At 68.8% G+C, this 16500-nt stretch carries 11 protein-coding genes; 6 read left to right on the top strand and 5 right to left on the bottom strand.

Annotated elements, in window-relative coordinates; all coding sequences use genetic code 11:
• Positions 1–10 precede the first annotated feature (10 nt).
• A complete protein-coding gene (locus ISP17_RS16940; RefSeq protein ID WP_404635233.1) occupies positions 11–220 on the bottom strand; it encodes a YgaP family membrane protein in 210 nt (69 codons plus the stop codon).
• A gap of 30 nt (positions 221–250) precedes the next feature.
• Entirely contained in the window at positions 251–1540 is a 1290-nt protein-coding gene (locus ISP17_RS16935) for an NAD(P)/FAD-dependent oxidoreductase (RefSeq protein ID WP_404635231.1), read from the bottom strand.
• Between the two features lie 210 nt (positions 1541–1750).
• Here ISP17_RS16935 and ISP17_RS16930 point away from each other — a divergent pair, with 210 nt between their 5' ends.
• From ISP17_RS16930 to ISP17_RS16905, 6 genes are all read left to right on the top strand, one after another.
• Positions 1751–2110, top strand: coding sequence for an ArsR/SmtB family transcription factor (locus ISP17_RS16930; protein ID WP_404635229.1), 360 nt, complete (start codon positions 1751–1753; stop codon positions 2108–2110).
• A gap of 785 nt (positions 2111–2895) precedes the next feature.
• On the top strand, positions 2896–3465 hold the full coding sequence (locus ISP17_RS16925) for a GNAT family N-acetyltransferase (protein ID WP_404635227.1): 570 nt from the start codon (positions 2896–2898) through the stop codon (positions 3463–3465).
• 11 nt (positions 3466–3476) lie between these two features.
• Positions 3477–4376, top strand: coding sequence for a universal stress protein (locus ISP17_RS16920; RefSeq protein WP_404635225.1), 900 nt, complete (start codon positions 3477–3479; stop codon positions 4374–4376).
• Positions 4377–4450: 74 nt separating this feature from the next.
• Positions 4451–5986 carry a thymidine phosphorylase family protein gene (locus tag ISP17_RS16915; protein WP_404635223.1) on the top strand — a complete coding sequence of 512 codons (1536 nt, stop codon included), beginning with the start codon at positions 4451–4453 and terminating at the stop codon, positions 5984–5986.
• Positions 5983–6912, top strand: coding sequence for a ribose-phosphate pyrophosphokinase (locus ISP17_RS16910; protein ID WP_404635221.1), 930 nt, complete (start codon positions 5983–5985; stop codon positions 6910–6912). Before ISP17_RS16915 ends, ISP17_RS16910 begins: the two co-directional genes overlap by 4 nt.
• Positions 6909–8312: an MBL fold metallo-hydrolase gene (locus ISP17_RS16905; protein WP_404635219.1), complete on the top strand. Its 1404-nt coding sequence runs from the start codon at positions 6909–6911 to the stop codon at positions 8310–8312. The genes ISP17_RS16910 and ISP17_RS16905 overlap by 4 nt, the downstream gene beginning before the upstream one ends.
• A 30-nt stretch (positions 8313–8342) precedes the next feature.
• Here the strand turns inward: ISP17_RS16905 and ISP17_RS16900 are convergent, their stop codons facing one another.
• From ISP17_RS16900 to ISP17_RS16890, 3 genes are read right to left on the bottom strand one after another with little or no spacing between them, the layout of a single operon-like run.
• On the bottom strand, positions 8343–10805 hold the full coding sequence (locus ISP17_RS16900; protein ID WP_404635217.1) for an EAL domain-containing protein: 2463 nt from the start codon (positions 10803–10805) through the stop codon (positions 8343–8345).
• On the bottom strand, positions 10802–11260 hold the full coding sequence (locus ISP17_RS16895) for a response regulator (protein WP_404635215.1): 459 nt from the start codon (positions 11258–11260) through the stop codon (positions 10802–10804). Before ISP17_RS16895 ends, ISP17_RS16900 begins: the two co-directional genes overlap by 4 nt.
• The gene (locus ISP17_RS16890; protein ID WP_404635213.1) at positions 11257–16344 is read right to left on the bottom strand and encodes a PAS domain S-box protein; all 5088 of its coding nucleotides are present in this window, start codon (positions 16342–16344) and stop codon (positions 11257–11259) included. Before ISP17_RS16890 ends, ISP17_RS16895 begins: the two co-directional genes overlap by 4 nt.
• Positions 16345–16500: the final 156 nt, after the last annotated feature.

Here is a 16500-nt window from a genome sequence, read left to right as displayed (position 1 = left end):
GGAAGGAGGATCAGCGGTCGCCGAATGCGCAGCCCGGCTTGAGGCCGACCTTGCGCAGGATCATCGCCAGCGGGCAGAAGCCGGTGAAGGCCGACTGCAGCAGGTTGGCGCCGACGAACAGGGTGAGCAGCAGCCACCAAGGCGAGACAAAGTGGGCCAGCGCCACGCTCAGCAGCACCACGCTGCCGGCAAACGCGAGGACGAAACGATCGATGTTCATGACGGTTCTCTGGTGGAAAAGGGATCAGGATCAGTGCTTGCCGGTGCCCGGCTTGATGCGCTCGATGCCGAGCGCCTTCATCACGTACCGCTCATACAGCGGCTCGCTGGTGCCGGCGCGCATCTTGCGCAGGAAATACTTCTCGTAGGCTACCTTGGCGACGTGTACCCACTTGCCCTCGCGGGCCCAGGTGACGTTGCGCGGCGGGATCTGCGGCAGCGCCACGAACGCCGCGCCGCTGTCGCCCATGTCGGCCAGGCACACCGCGTTCCAGGTGGCTTCGGCCTTGCCCTCGCGCCCCTCCAGGTCGGCCTTCAGGTTGGCCACCAGCGTGGTCACCATCGACTCGATCATGAAGCCGGTCTTCGGCGCACCGGTCGGCACCGGCGTGACCTCCACCGGCGGAATCGCCACGCACACGCCGGCCGAGAAGATGTTGCGGAAGGTCGGGTTGCGCTGGTGCTTGTCGATCAGCACGAACCCGCGCGGGTTCACCAGCCCCTCGATGCCGCGCACCGCGTCGACGCCGGTGAACGCCGGGATGACCATCGAGTAGGCGAATGGCAGCGTGTGCTCGCCAGCCGGTTTGCCGGCACTGTCGAGCGTGGAGACGTGGAATTGGCCCGCCTCGACCTTGTCGATTTTCGCGCTGGTGATCCAGCGGATGTGGCGCTGGCGGAACTGGCGCTCGAGCAGGCCCTGCGAGTCGCCGACGCCGCCCAGCCCCATGTGGCCGATGTAAGGCTCGCTGGTGACGAAGGTCATCGGCACCCGGTCGCGGATCTTGCGCCGGCGCAGGTCGGTGTCGAGCATCAGCGCGAATTCGTAGGCGGGCCCGAAGCAGCTGGCGCCCTGCGCCGCGCCGATCACCACCGGCCCCGGGTTCTTCACGAAGGCCTCGTAGTTCGTCCAGGCGTCGTTGGCGTGTGGCGTGGTGCACACGGACTGGGTGTGCCCCCCATGAGGTCCCAACCCCGGCACCTCGTCGAAGGCCAGGCGTGGGCCCGTGGTGATCACCAGGTAGTCGTAGGCCAGGCTGCGGCCATCCGTCAGCTCGATGCGGCTTTCCTGCGGCACGACCCGGGCTACGCCGCATGCAACGTAGTCGATACCGCGGCGACCCAGCGCAGGCGCCACCTCCACCTGGATGTCCGATGGCTTGCGCCACCCGATGGCCACCCACGGATTGGACGGCGTGAAAGAGAAGGTCGGTGCCTCCCCGACCATCGTGATGGTGTGAGTACTGCCTATCGCAGCCCGCAGTTCGTAGGCCGCACACATGCCGCCGATACCGGCGCCTATGACGATGACGTTTGCCATGAGTGGACTCCTTGACGGGTGGCTCGAGCGGAAAGATCGTGACGGGTTAGACGATGGACCCGCGCAAAGAGCACCGTCTTGCCGCCGATCAAACGCACACTAAATTAGAATCTTCTAAATTAGCTTGATCTTAATTAGAGAACGTTTAAGATGTCAACAGTTCCTGCAAGGCAGTCCGCCCTCCGGTACAACATTCCCGAGATGCACCCTATGAAACGACGCCCCGCACCCTTCCCAGCCGCGATGGACATCGATGCCATGCGCGAAAATGCCGACCGGGCCGCCTCGCTTCTGAAGGCGCTTGCCAACGGGCAACGGCTGCGGATCCTCTGCCTGCTGCTGGGCGGGGAGCGCTCGGTCAGCGACATGCATGCTTCGATGACCCTGAGCCAGTCGGCGCTGTCCCAGCACCTGGCGCGTCTACGCCAGGACGGGCTGGTCACCACCCGCAGGGAGGCGCAGACGATCTACTACGCGCTCCCACCCGGTCCCGCACTGCGAGTGATCGAGGCACTGCACAGCAGCTACTGCGCACCCGCCACGGGCGTTGACTGCGCGACGAGCGACTAACCTGCCCTGCATCCCGTCCAGCATCGACGAAGAACACCTCAGGCAACTGGACGACACCGCCCCGGTACAAGCGCGCACTGCATCGAGGCGAGTGCCCTGCTCCGCCAGGGCGATCAGTTCCACCCGTCAGATCCGGCCCGCCCCAGCTCATTGCGCACCTTCGTCGAAGGTGCCTCGGGTAGCGCAGATGCCGAGCCCCGCCTGCCGATCGAGCCGGTCGGTGTAGACGCCCTGACAACGGTCCGCATGTCCGCCAGGCCGTGGCGCCGGAGCGCTCGAACATCTGCGCACTTGCGACGACCGGCCCAGGCTCCTGTCGGCTTGGGTGATCCCGTTGTGCCAGTCGACACGCATGGCCTGGCGCGAAGTCGCTGCAGAGCACCAGAGCATGATCGCGATGCTCCAGCAGCAGGCGCACAAACCCATGGCGCTATTCCTGCGCGGTCTGGCCGACTGCGATGCGCGGCAGCAGCGCGAGGACAGTGCGTTGAACCTCCGCATGCCGAGCTACGGCATCGCCAGCCAGCTCGGCCTGGCGGTAGAGATGGTGAGCCGGTTGTCCGTCCGGAGGGAGGGAGCCTGGATCTCGAGAGTGAGCCGCAAGGCGATCACCATTCCGCGCCCGGATCTGCTCGAGGCAATCTGCAGCATGGTGCCCGCAGCAGCAGTAGCAGCAGTAGCAAGGGCGGCGCCGGCCGATCCGCCGGGCTGCGTTCTTGACCGAGGTCAACCCTCCTCCCGTGCGGGCGGCCTAGCATGCGATGGCATTCTCACGGGAGCCCGTCATGAGCGCACAGCCCCCCGCTCGTCCGCACGAACCGCCACTGCAACCGGAAGCCCTAGAGGGCACGCACTGGATCGAAGCCCTGCGCGACGGCACGCGCGTGCTGATCCGCCCGCTGCGCGCGGAAGATCACGAGCGCGAGGAGGAGTTCATTGCCCGCCTGTCGGGCGAATCGAAGCGGTTGCGCTTCCTGAGCGACTTCAAGAAGGCCAGTCCGGCGCTGATCAAGCAGCTGATGGACGTGCATTACCCCGAGCAGATGGCCTTCGTGGCACTCGCCCACGACAACGGCAAGCTGCGCGAGGTCGGCGTGAGCCGCTACAGCGCCACCGAGGACGGCAAGCGCTGCGAGTGCGCGGTGACCGTGGCGGACGACTGGCGCCATCGCGGCCTCGGCGTGCTGCTGATGCAGCATCTGATCCACCTGGCGCGACGCAACGGTTTCAAGCAGATGTTCTCGATCGACGCGGCCGACAATGAGCCGATGCGCGAGTTGGCCCACCATCTGGGTTTCGAGCGCCAGCTCGATCCGGACGACGGCTCGCAGGTCATCCACACCCTCGCACTGTGACGGGTGTGCCGATGTCGGATGCCCGTGCCGTACCGCCGCAGACGCTACATGCCCCGGGCGCGGCGCACGGCGCGGGCAGGCCGATCCCGCAGGGCCTGCCGGCGGATCTGCTGGCCGTGCGACAGGGTGTTTCGCATGCCGCACTGCTGACGGGTATCGCTTTGGCCGCGCGCTGGGGCAGCCGGCTGTCGGCGTGCCGGCTGCCGGCGGAAGCCGCCGCACGCGCGCACGAACCGACCGTGCTGGCACTGCTCGAACGCGCCGACGACGCATCGAGCAACCCAGCCGACGCGAGCGCCTTCGCCCGCCTCGCCCAGACGGGCGGCGTGTCGCACGCCGAGTGGCTGCTCTGTCGCGGTGGCCTCGCCGACACCCTGCACCGGCTTGGCGCGTGGCACGACCTTGTGATCCTCGACCGGGACTCGCTCGCCGGCGACGATCCGTTCGAGCATTTCGGTCAGGCCCTGCTGGGCTGCCGCATGCCCTGCCTGCTGCTGCCGGCGGACAGCGGCGAGCGCGACGGACAATTTCCGCGGATAGCGATCGGCTGGAACGGCAGCATCGAGGCCACCCGCGCCATCCACGCCGCGCTGCCGTTTCTGCACGCGGCCGAACACGTCACCCTGCTCGACGGCGCCTCGGCGCTGCCGGATGAAGATGCGGACGAGCCGCCGCTGCGCTTCGATCCCATCGCCTTCCTCGCCCGCCACGGCATCGCCGCGCAACGCCGGGTGCTGCGCACGCCAGCCTCGCACGCCGGCGAGGCGCTGCTCGAAGCCACCGAGCAGGACCGCACCGACCTGCTGGTGATGGGCGGCTACAGCCACTCGCCGGTGCGCGAGCGCGTACTGGGCGGAGCCACCCGCCACGTGCTGGGACACGCCCCGCTGGCCGTGCTGATGCGACACTAGGGATGCCCACCACACGGCAGGACGCGAAACGCGCACGGCAGCGGTCCGGCGGAGGCGAGTCGATGGAGATCGGCATGGCAGATCCAGGCACCACCACGCATCGTCCCACCGTGGGCGGCGACCGCCTGCGGCGGCTGGGCATCGATACCGGCGCCGAGCACGTGGTCTATCTGCACCACGCCTCACCGATCTGCCGCAGCGAGGGGCTCGGCGCTCATGCGCGCGTGCAGTTGCAGGTGGGCGAGCGCCGGCTGCTGGCCACGCTGGCGATCGTGCACGGCGAGCTGCTGGCGCCGGATGAGGCCGGCCTCAGCGAATCGGCGTGGAGCGCACTGCAGCCGCAGCCGCACGAACACGTGGTGATAGCCCATCCGGCCAGCGTGGAATCGCTCGCCTGCGTACGCGCCAAGATCTATGGTCAGACGCTGGACGATGCCCAACTGCATGGGATCGTGCGCGACATCGTCGAGCATCGCTACAGCCATCTGGAGCTGGCCGCCTTCATTACCGCCTGCAGCGGCGATCACCTGGGCACCGGCGAAGTGATCGCGCTGACCCGCGCCATGGTGGACACCGGCACCCGGCTGCGCTGGCCGCAGCCCACGGTGGTGGACAAGCACTGCATCGGCGGCCTGGCCGGCAACCGCACCACGCCGATCGTGGTGGCGATCGTCACCGCGCTGGGGTTGGTGATGCCCAAGACATCCTCCCGCGCCATCACCTCGCCGGCCGGCACCGCCGACACCATGGCCATGCTCGCACCGGTGGAGCTGGACCTCGCCCGGATGCGCCACACCGTGGAGCGCTGCGGTGGCTGCATCGTCTGGGGTGGCGCGATGAACCTTGCGCCCGCCGACGACGTGCTGATCCGGGTGGAGCGCGCGCTCGACGTGGACAGCATCGGCCAGTTGGTGGCCTCGGTGCTGTCCAAGAAGATCGCCGCCGGCTCTACCCACGTCGTCATCGACGTGCCGGTCGGTCCCACCGCAAAAATACGCAGCGACTCCGAAGCAAGCGATCTCAAGCGCCTGCTCGAAGAAGTGGCCGCGGCGTTCGGGCTGCAGCTGCGCGTGCTGCTCAGCGACGGCCGTGAACCGATCGGGCGCGGCATCGGCCCCGCGCTGGAAGCACACGACGTGCTCGCCGTGCTGCAGAACCACGCCGACGCCCCGGCCGATCTACGGACGCGCGCGCTGCAGATTGCCGCCGCGGTGCTCGAACTGGGCGGCGTGGCCAGCGCACTGGGTGCCGGCGCCGTGGCCGCCGAGTGCCTGGACTCCGGCCGCGCGTGGGTGCAATTCCAGGCCATCTGCACGGCGCAGGGTGGCCTGCGCGTGCCGGGCAGCGCCCCTTGGCAGCAACCGGTGCTGGCCCCGCGCGACGGCGTCGTCGCGGCGATCGACAACCGCCGGCTGTCGCGCGTGGCCAAGCTGGCCGGCGCGCCCTCCGCGCCGCTGGCCGGGCTCACCCTGCAGGCGCACGGGCGCGATCGCGTGAGCACCGGCCAACCCCTGTTCACCGTGCACGCGCAGAGCCCCGGCGAGCTGGCCTACGCGATGGAATACGTGGCGCGGCATCCGGCCATCGTGACGCTGGAGGACGCGCCGTGAGCGCCATCTACGCCCTGCCCGGCAACGAGGATTTCGCCGACCGACTGGCGCAGCACAGTGGCTTGCCGCGCCGGGTGGTGCAGGTGCATCGCTTTCCCGACGGCGAGAGCCGCGTGCGCATCGAGCCGCCTGTGCCACGCAGCGTGGCGGTGATCGTCTGCACGCTCGATCATCCCGATGCCAAGCTGCTGCCGCTGGTGATGGCCGCGGCCACCGCCCGCGAACTGGGGGCCTCGCGCGTGGGCCTGATCGCGCCCTATCTGGCCTACATGCGCCAGGACACGCGCTTCCACACCGGCGAGGCAGTGTCGGCACGCGTCTTCGGCCAGCTGCTGGGCGGCGCGTTCAACTGGCTGATCACGGTGGACCCCCACCTGCACCGCTATCGTCGCCTCGGCGACGTCTACCCGCTGGACGGCTACGTGGTGCACGCGGCCGCACGGCTGGCCGAGTGGATCGCGCGCGAAGTACCTAAGCCGCTGCTGATCGGCCCCGACGGCGAGAGCGCGCAGTGGGTGGGCGCCGTGGCGCGCATGCTCGACGCGCCGTGGGCCGTAGCCGCCAAGCAGCGCCACGGCGACCGCGACGTGCGCATCACCCTGCCCGCGCTGGATCGCTGGCAAGGCCATACACCGGTGGTGCTGGACGACATCATCGCCAGCGGCCACACCATGATCGCCACGGTGCAGTGCCTGCGCGAGCGCTCGCTGCCGCCGCCGGTGTGCGTGGCCGTGCACGGCATCTTCGCCGACGGCGCGCTGCAGGCCCTGCACGCCGCGGGCGCGGGCCGCGTGGTCACCAGCAACACCATCGCCTCGCCGCAGGCGCAGATCGACCTCAGCGAGGATCTGGCGCAGGTGATGCTCGCGCGCTGCGGCGGCCGCCTGCGCACCGTCGCCCCACCCCACCGGAGAACGCGCCCATGAACCGGCACACCGTCTACAGCGCGCACGGCGCCGCCAAGCAGGTCACCGGGTCGTGCCACCTGCTGCGCTTCGGCAAGTTCAGCGTGCTGGTGGACTGCGGCCTGTTCCAGGGCGGCGACGAGGAGGAGCGCGCCAACGCCGAGCCGTTCGGCTTCGAACCGGCCAGTGTCGACGTACTGCTACTTACGCATGCGCATCTGGATCACTGCGGCCGCATTCCCAAGCTGGTGCGCGAGGGCTTTCGCGGCCGCATTCTCGCCACCGCGGCCACCCGCGATCTCGCTCGCGTGGTACTGCTCGATGCCGCCGGCCTGCAGGAAGAGGAGGCCCGCCGTGCCCAGCGCAGCGGCCGCCGGCGCGACGAGGCGGCCAGCACGCCGCTGTACACCCTCGATGACGCCTTCCACGCGCTGGATTTCTTCGCCGATCCGGTGTCCTACGGCGAGATCGTGCCGCTGGCGCCGGGCGTGCAGGCGCAGTTTCTCGATGCCGGCCACATCCTTGGTTCGGCCTCGATCCTGCTCACGCTGGACGACGGCGAGCAGGTAAGGCGCATCGTGTTTTCCGGCGACCAGGGCAACCCCGGGCGCCCGCTGCTGCGCGACCCGGTGCCGGCGCCCGCAGCCGACTACGTGCTGATGGAAACCACCTACGGCAACCGGCCGCACCGCTCGCTGCCGGACACGGTGGAGGAGCTGTACCGGGCAATCCGCGAAACGGTGGCGCGGCATGGCAACGTGATCATCCCCACCTTCGCGCTGGAACGCGCGCAGGAGATTCTCTACTACCTGCACCAGGGCATCCGCGACGGGCACATCCCGGCGCACACCTCGGTGTTTCTTGATTCACCGATGGCGATCTCCGCCACCGAGATCTTCCGCCGCCATCCGGAGTGCTTCGACGACGGCTTTCGCGAGGAGCTGCAGCGCGGCGACCCGTTCGCCATGCCCAACCTGCACTTCGCGCGCGAGACGGCCGAGTCGATGGCGATCAACCGGATGGAGGGCGGCGCGGTGATCCTCGCTGGTTCGGGCATGTGCAACGGCGGGCGGGTGCGCCACCACCTCAAGCACAACCTGTGGCGGGAGCGCTGCAGCGTGGTGTTCGTCGGCTATGCGGCACAGGGTACGCTGGCACGGCGCATCGTGGACGGCGCGCAGACCGTGCGCATCTTCAACGAGGAGATCCGCGTGCGCGCGCAGATCTGGACCATCAACGGCTTCTCCGCCCACGCCGACCAGGCCACCCTGCTGCACTGGCTGGGCCGCGCGCCGCGACGCAAGGTGCTGCTGGTGCACGGCGATTACGACGTGGGCATGCGCGTGATGCGCGAGCGACTGGACCAGCTGGGTATCCCCAGCCAGATGCCGGGAATGCACGAGCCGATCCTGCTGGATTGACGAACCCGGCGACCGGGATGGCGCGGAGCCTCAGGCGCTGTCCGGCACCGGCACGCCGGCCGGATGGCCACGCAGCCAGTCGCCCGCAGCGGGCGCGTTCATCGGATAGCCGATCAGGTAGCCCTGCAGCACGTCGCAGCCCAGCGCCCTGAGCAGGCGCGCCTGCTCGGGGGTTTCCACGCCCTCGGCGACCACGTCCATCTGCAACTGGTGGCCGACCGCGATGATCGTGCGGGCGATCGCCACGCTGTCCTCGTCGTCGGGCAGATCGTGCACGAAGGACTTGTCGATCTTCAGCCGGTCCACCTTGAACTGCCGCAGGTAGGACAGACTGGAGTAACCGGTGCCGAAATCGTCGAACGCCAGCCGTACGCCGGACGCGGAAAGCCGGTGGATGGACTGCAGCGCGCGTTCGATGTTCTCCATCAGCGAGCTTTCGGTGAACTCCAGTTCCAGCTGCGCCGGCTCCAGTCCATGGCGCTGCAACGTATCGGTGACGTGCTCGGCGAAGTCCGGTCGCTGCACCTGCTGAGCCGCCACGTTCACCGCCATCACCAGGCCATCGGCGAGGCCGCCGTCGATCCATGCGCGCATCTGCGCACAGGCATGATCGAGCACCCACTGGCCCAGTTCCGGCATCAGGCCCATGCCTTCGGCCACCGCGATGAAGCGATCGGGCATCACCAGACCCAGCTCGGGGCTGCGCCAGCGCAGCAGCGCCTCGAAACCGAGCATGCGGCCGCTGCTGGCACACACCTGCGGCTGGAAGTCGAGGTAGAGCTCGCCGGCCTGCAGCGCCGCACGCAAGCGGGCGCCCAGCATGCGGCGATCCTCCACGCGCAGCATGTCCTCCTGCGAATACGCGCACACCTGATCGCGTCCCAGGTGCTTGGCGCGGGTCATCGATGCCTCGGCGCGCAGCAGCAGGTCGGCCAGCTGGTCGACCCGCTGCGGATACGTGGCGACCCCGATGCTCATGGTCACCAGCACCTCGCCCGTGCCGATGCCGATGGGCGCCGCCGCGCGCTGGCGCAGCTGCTCGGCCAGCACCATGGCGTCATCCAGCGGCATGCCGGGCAAGGCGATCACGAACTCGTCGCCAGTGAAGCGTGCCACCCGGCCGCGGTCGCCCACGCACTCGCGCATGCGCAGGGCCAGCGCGGCCACCACCAGGTCGCCCACCTCGTGGCCCAAGGTCTCGTTGATCGCATGGAAGCGGTCGACGTCGGCATAGATCAGCGTCATCGGCCGGTCGACGCGATGCAGCGCGTGTTCTTCCAGCATCGCCTCGATCACCGGGTAACGCGCCAACCCGGTCTCGGCGTCGTGCGTGGCCGCATAGGCGAGCCGCGCCTCGGTATCGCGCTGTGCGGTGACGTCCATCTGGATGCCGATGTAGTGAGTGACCTCGCCGCGCGCGTCGCTCACCGGCGAAATGTAGAGCTGGTTCCAGAACAGCGTGCCGTCCTTGCGCACGTTGCGCAGCAGGGTGCTGCTCTCCTGGCGGGCGGCAAGCGCCTGGCGGATCACCGCGCGCTCGGCATGATTGTCCTCGCCGCCTTGCAGGAAGCGGCAGTTGAGCCCGATCACCTCGGTCGCGCTGTAGCCGGTGATGCGCTCGAACGCGCGGTTGACGAAGATGATCGGCTGATCGGGCTGGCGTGCCGCGGCGATCACCACGCCGTTGCCTGTGCACTGGATGGCCCGGTCGAGCAGGTGCAGCTGGGCATCGGCGAGCACCCGTGCGCTGACGTCCTGGATGTGCGCCAGCACCGCCCGCGAGCCGCGGTAGTCCATGGCGTGGAAGATGCCCTCGACATGGCGCAGCGCATGTCCGTCGCGGCGATAGTCCCAGGCACCGAGCTCGCCGTTGGTGAGCTGGCCGGACGCCAGCTGCGCGAGAAACCGCTCGCTCTCGTGCGGAGCAAGCAGCGCGTCGAAGCGCTGCCCCACCAGCTCCGGCAGCAGGTCGCCATATTCGTTCTGGGCCGCCGCGTTGACAGTGAGGATCTCGCGGCTGTGCGCATCGAACAGCAGCAGCGGCACCGGGCCCTCGTCGAACAGCAGGCGGTGGCAGGTTTCGCTCTCGCGCAGCACTTCGACGAAACGGGTGTGGTCCACCGCGTACCGGATGCTGCGCGCCAGCCGCTCGGCGTCGATCAGCCCCTTGACCAGATAATCGCTGGCACCGGCCTCCATCGCGGCCATGTCCACCGACTGGTTGCCGCGGCCGGTGAGCACGATGAAGGCGCGGGTCAGGCCCTCGCGGTTCACCGCCTCGATCAGGTCCAGCCCGCTGGCCGGGCCGAGCAGGTAATCCACCAGGTAGACGTCGTGCGCGCCGCGCCGCAGCTCGCTGAGCCCTTCCTCCGGTGTGGCGCACCATTCGAATGTGTAGCCGCCTTCGCTGACGTCCCGCAACATGTCGCGGATGAGGATGAAATCGTCCTCGTCGTCGTCGACGACTAGCACGCGCAGCGGCTGGCGCGTCATGGCTGCACCCGCCGGGCATCGGAAGGAAGCTGCACGATATCCATCCAGTAGCGCTCCAGCGAACGCAGCACCGCGATCAGTTCGTCGAAGCGGCGCGGCTTGGTGACATAGGAATTGGCGCCCAGCTGGTAGCTCACGCGGATATCCAGCTCGGCCTTGGACGTGGTGAGGATGATCACCGGCAGGTGCCGCAACCGCTCGTGCTCGCGGATGGCGCGCAGCGCCTCACGGCCATCCATGCGCGGCATGTTGAGATCCAGCAGCACGAGATCCGGCAATCCCAGGTTCACGTCGGAGTCGCGCAGTGCCAGCCGTTGCATCAGTTCGACGCCATCGGTGACGAAGTCCAGCGCCACCACCACGCCGCTCTCGGCAAAAGCATCGGCGAGCAGGACGCGGTCGTCGGCGTCGTCCTCGGCCACCAGTATCGACAACGATCCCTGCATTTGCGTCATGTCCCTGCTCCCGACGAATCCATGTTCACCAAGGGCGCATCATCCGCCATGCGCGTGAGCGTGGCGGACGCCTGTACCGGCAGGGTCACGATGAAACTGGCGCCTTCGCCGCTGCGGCTTTCGGCGTGGATCGATCCCCCGTGCCGCTCAACGATACGCCTGACGATGGCCAATCCGATACCGGTACCCACATAGACATTCCGGGGATGCAGTCGCTGGAACGGGGCAAAGATGCGCTCGGCGTACGCCGGATCGAAGCCGATTCCGTTGTCCTGTACCCGGATTTCCCAGCGGTCGGGGGCCATGTCCTGCTCGCCCAGCGGACGGGCAGCGACCCGAATGTGACAGGGCCGATCGGCCGCGCGGAACTTCAGCGCATTGGCCAGCAGGTTCTGCAGCAGCTGACGCATCTGCGAGGCGTCGGCATGGATGGTCGGCAGCGGCTCGACCTCCACCGTCGCAGCCGCCTCCTGCACGCGCGCGTCCAGATCATCCAGCACGGTGGCCAGCTCGGCGGAAAGGTCGACCGCCACCGGCATGCTGGTGCGCGTGCCCACGCGCGAATAGGCCAGCAGGTCGTCGATCAGCGTCTGCATGCGCGAGGCGGCGTCGCCCATGCGCTGCAGATAGTCGCGCGCCGATTCGTCCAGCTTGTCGGCGAGGCGGGACTGCAGGCGATCGGCGAAGGTCTGGATCTTGCGCAGCGGCTCCTGCAGATCGTGCGAGGCGACATAGGCGAAGTCCTGCAGCTCGCGGTTGCGGATGCGCAGATCGTCCATCGCCTTGGCCAGCGCCGCGTCGGCCCGGCGCTTGGCGGTGACGTCGCGGGCCACCGCGAAGATCAGCCCCTCGGGCGACAGCCGCGAGGTCCACTCCAGCCATACGTCGGTGCCGTCGGCGCGGCGCAGGCGGTTGACGAAACCGGTCAACAGCTCGCCGCTTTCCTGCTGCCAGCGGGCCGCATCCTCGGTAGCGAGGCGGTCCTGCGGATGGACCAGCTCGACCAGCGGAATCGTGCGGATCGTCTCCTCTTCGTACCCAAGCAGGCGGCAGAAGGCCTGGTTGACCTGCACGAAGTGACCGCTGTCGGCGTCGAAGATGCAGAACACCTCCAGCGAGAGCTCGAAGAAGCGCTGGCGTTCGTGCAGCGAACGGCGGGCCTCCTTGATGTCGCCGATGTCACGGAACGCCAGCACCGCACCAGCCAGCTTGCCGTCGATGCGCAGCGGCGTGGCGACGTAGGCAACGTCGAGTTCACGACCCTCGCCCAGCGCGAAACGCGCATCGTCGTTGCTGGCGTAACCATTGCCGCAGAGGATGCCGCGCAGCGCCTCGCGCCCGGCCGACGGCAGCGCATCGGCTTGCGGCAGACCGTAAACCGGCAGCTCCAGCAGCCGGGCGCCGGTGCGGTTGAGAAACGTGGGCACGCCCGCGGCATCCACGGCCAGCAGGCCCTCGCCCACGCTGTCGGCCACCGCCGAAAGCAGCGCCAGCTGGCTGGCCATGGCCTGCTGGGCGCGACGCAGCTCGCGGTGATCCTGCAGGACGGCAAACATGCCTCGGGCCCGCCCTTCCACCATGATCGGGAGCGTGATCAAGGCACCCGGGAAGCGCCCACCCCTGCCGTCGCGGACCGACACGTCCAGGCGCTCCGCATGACCTGCGGCGGCCGCCTCCAGGGCGGCATCGATGCGCTCGCGATCGCCGTCGAAGAAGCGCAGCAGCGGGCGCTGCTGCAGCTCGCCAACCGTCTCGCCGAGCAGTGCCTGGGCCGAGGTGTTGGCCTGCAACACACGGCCATCGCCATCGAGCGCGAACACGGCATCAGGATGGTGATCGAACAGCGAGCGGAAGCGCTGCTCGCTCGCGCTGAGCTGCTGGAAGGCGTGGTCGTGCTCGATCGCGATGGCGGCCAGTGCGGTGAGGCCGTCGATGCTGGCCAGCTCGGCTTCGGACGGCTCGTGCGACTCGCCGTGATAGACAGCAAAGGTGCCCAGCACCACGCCGTCCCGCGCCATGATCGGGGTGGACCAGCACGACAGCAGCCCGTGCGGCAGCGCCATTGCGGCGTAGTCCTGCCACAGCGGATCTGTAGCGATGTCGGCAACGATCACCCGCTCGCGGCGCCACGCCGCTGTGCCGCAGCAGCCCGCTTCCGGCCCGATGCGCATGCCCTCGATGGCCTTCACGTACTGCCGTGGCAGATGCGGGGCCGCCGCGTGATGCAGGCGTCCATCGCTCAGCAGCAGCACCGAGCACAGCGTATCGGGCTGCTGTTTCTCGTGGGCCAGCACGATCGCTTCGAGCACCTCTTCCAGTGGCTGGCCGCTGGCGATCGCGGTGAGGATGCGCCGCTGCGCGGCGTCCATCTGCTCGGCACGGTGCATCTCGGTGTGGTCGCGTCCCACCACATAAAGGCACTGCGCCTGCTCCGACCACACGCCCGACCACTGCATGTACAGCACGCGGCCATCGCGGGTTACATTGCGGTTGCGGAAATTGGGGTTGGGGTGCCCGCCGGCGATGCGCACTACCTCGGCGAAGCTGGACGCGCGGTCGTCGGGATGGATCAGGCTGCCCATGGATTCGCCCAGCAGGCTTTCCGGCGCGTAGCCCCACAACCGCTCGGCCGCCGCACTCACCCGCAGGAACCGACCCTCGCGATCGAGCACGATGATCACGTCAGGCGCGCTGTCCATCACCAACTGGGTGGCCTCCATCGCCCGCGACAGCGCCTCGCTGGCGCGCTGCTGCTCGGTGATGTCCTGCACCGCGCCGGACACGATGGGGTCGCCGTCCTTGGCCACCAGCTCGGCCAGGGCGCGGATCACCCGCACCTCGCCATCGGGCCGGATCATGCGGTACTGGCGGTCGATCACACCCTCGCCCCCGCGCAGGCGATCCTGATCTGCCATCAGGGAATCCCAGTCATCGGGATGGACGCGGCGACGCAGCGCCTCCAGCCCCTCTTCCTCCGGGCTGCGCTCGACGCCGAAGATCGCGCAGGTTTCCGCCGACCAGTGCAGGCGACCGCTGCGCAGATGCAGCTCCCAGCTGCCCATGCGACCGAGCTGCAGCGCATGGCGCGATTCGGCATCGCGCTTGAGCAGCTCGCGCTCCTGTCGCTTGCGCGAGGAGACGTCGTGCAGGTAGACGGTCAGTCCGTGCGCGTGCGGATACGCGCGCAATTCGTACCAGCGCTGGCTCGGCCCGTGAGCGGCTTCGATGTTGAGCGGCGTGCCGTCGCGCAGGGCGCGCTGCCATATGCGCCGCAGATGACCGTCGGACCCGCCATCGTCCAGCACGTCGGGAAGGACGCTCCAGCACGGCACGTCCAGCAGCAACGACGCCTGCGCACCGAACATGCGCGCCGCCTGCGGGTTGACGTAGGTGAAGCGCCACTCGCGGTCGACCATGAAGACGCCGTCGCTGATGCTCTCCAGCACCGCGATCATGTCGCGCTCGGCATCCACCAGGGCGGCCTGCACCACTTCGCGCGCCTCGACCTGCTCGCGCAGTTCCCGACTCACCGCCTCGGCCAGCCGCGCCCGTTCGCGCGCCAGCGCCGACAGGCGCAGCGTCACCGCCAGCAGCCCGCCCAGGGCGAAACCCAGCAGCAGCACGAGCGACGCATAAGTGGGAGGCGATCCGCTGCGCTCGCCCAGCTCCACCTGCCACGTCCTGCCGTACATCGGCAGTGACTGGCTCGCCGTCGACGCGGCCGCGGCGGGGATGGCGGTGGCGGCGCCACTTGCGTACAGCGCGCGGCCATCTTCGAGCACACGCACCTGGCCGACGGCATGCTGCGCCGCAAGCAGCGCAGGGAAAAGGCGGTCATAGACCACCACGCCCACCACGTATCCACGCGGCCCGGTGGCGGCATCGATGGGCGACACGATCAATGCACCGGTGCCACCGAGCAGCAAGGGCATGGGACCGCTCAACCGCACATCGCCGATGGCATCCACCGCGTCGAAGACCTGGCGGCGCGCGGGTACTTCATCCACCTGCCGGCCGGGCTGGACGGGCAAGCCTCCGCGCGATTCGATCATTCGCAACACGCGTCCGCGGTCGACGTAGCTCATCGCGCGCAGCCCGGGCAGGTCATCCAGGTACTGCGGGGCGTCGACGGCGAAGAGCTGGCGCCGTGTCGCTTCGTCCACGCTCGCCATTCGCCGCGCCATCCGGCGAATGGCCAGGACCTGGGCATCCATGCCGCCTCGCAGCGCGGTGAGCACGCTGTCCTGCCGGCTGGCCTGCTCCCGCTGCTCGATGGCCGCCTGCTGACGCACCAGCATGACCCACAGCATCACCGCCAACAGCACCACGCCCAGCCCCATGCCTGCCGGGAAAAGATAGGTGCGGTAATTTCTCTCCCACGGCGAGCGTGGACATGCGGCCACCAGGCCGAGACCGAGCACGACGAGCCCCAATGCGGTGGGCCAGGAGACCTGATCGTGGCCGCCCAAGGCGTCCATGGTCGGCATCCCGAGCACGAGCCCTGCCACCGACAACAGCCCCAGCATCGCCACCAGCAAACCCAGCGCCCACACCAGTGTCCACACACCGGCCCGCCGACTGACGAAAGCGGCCGCAGCCAGCGCAGCCACGGAAAGGACAATGGCCACCGAGGCGTTGTGTGACAGGCCACTGAGCGACACCGGCCACGGCGATCCACGCCACGCACCCAGCGCGAGCCCGATCAGGTCCGGAACGCCGGCGTACTGGACCAGCAGCGGTGTCAGCCCCAAGGCCAGGCATGGGACTCCCCATGCCAGCGCAGCACCGAACTTCCGCTTCTCAAGCGACCACAAACCCTGCGCAAGCAGCACAAAGGCAATGGCTGCGCTCAAAGCCATGGGCACCGAGCCCACGCCTCCCCTGCTGAGCCAGGGCAGGCGAAGCGCCAGGCCGGCCAGCCCCATCCAGCCCAGGCCCGCCAGCAAGGAGGGAAAGACCAGCCTCGACTCACCGACCGGCATCAAGGCGAACCGTGCGCCGAGCAAGACCATGCCGGCACCGAGCAGCAACGGCTGGCCAGCGGCGCCACCTTGCGTGGCGGCCAGCCCGGCGAGCGCGGACATCCCCACTCCAAGGGCACACCCGCGCGCCACGAAGGTGACACCCGGAGAGCTGGATATGGCGTTGGCGACCGCCGCGATCCACAACATGGCAAGCAGCCACCGCGAAACGCCCCATTCGCCGGCAAACTGGCCGATAAAGCCCATGCCCGCGATCGT

The sequence above is a fragment of the Dyella ginsengisoli genome (assembly GCF_044904665.1).
GTDB lineage: Bacteria > Pseudomonadota > Gammaproteobacteria > Xanthomonadales > Rhodanobacteraceae > Dyella_A > Dyella_A ginsengisoli.
Note: the sequence above shows the minus strand (reverse complement) of the source record. Positions and strands in the feature narration are given on the sequence as shown.

Excerpts from the sequence above, each read along its gene's own strand:
- ISP17_RS16940 (WP_404635233.1), bottom strand. The coding sequence starts at position 220 with ATGAACATCGATCGTTTCGTCCTCGCGTTTGCCGGCAGCGTGGTGCTG.
- ISP17_RS16935 (WP_404635231.1), bottom strand. The coding sequence starts at position 1,540 with ATGGCAAACGTCATCGTCATAGGCGCCGGTATCGGCGGCATGTGTGCG.
- ISP17_RS16920 (WP_404635225.1), top strand. The coding sequence starts at position 3,477 with ATGTCGGATGCCCGTGCCGTACCGCCGCAGACGCTACATGCCCCGGGC.
- ISP17_RS16895 (WP_404635215.1), bottom strand. The coding sequence starts at position 11,260 with ATGACGCAAATGCAGGGATCGTTGTCGATACTGGTGGCCGAGGACGAC.
- ISP17_RS16925 (WP_404635227.1), top strand. The coding sequence starts at position 2,896 with ATGAGCGCACAGCCCCCCGCTCGTCCGCACGAACCGCCACTGCAACCG.
- ISP17_RS16905 (WP_404635219.1), top strand. The coding sequence starts at position 6,909 with ATGAACCGGCACACCGTCTACAGCGCGCACGGCGCCGCCAAGCAGGTC.
- ISP17_RS16930 (WP_404635229.1), top strand. The coding sequence starts at position 1,751 with ATGAAACGACGCCCCGCACCCTTCCCAGCCGCGATGGACATCGATGCC.
- ISP17_RS16890 (WP_404635213.1), bottom strand. The coding sequence starts at position 16,344 with ATGTCCGCGCTCGCCGGGCTGGCCGCCACGCAAGGTGGCGCCGCTGGC.
- ISP17_RS16915 (WP_404635223.1), top strand. The coding sequence starts at position 4,451 with ATGGCAGATCCAGGCACCACCACGCATCGTCCCACCGTGGGCGGCGAC.
- ISP17_RS16900 (WP_404635217.1), bottom strand. The coding sequence starts at position 10,805 with ATGACGCGCCAGCCGCTGCGCGTGCTAGTCGTCGACGACGACGAGGAC.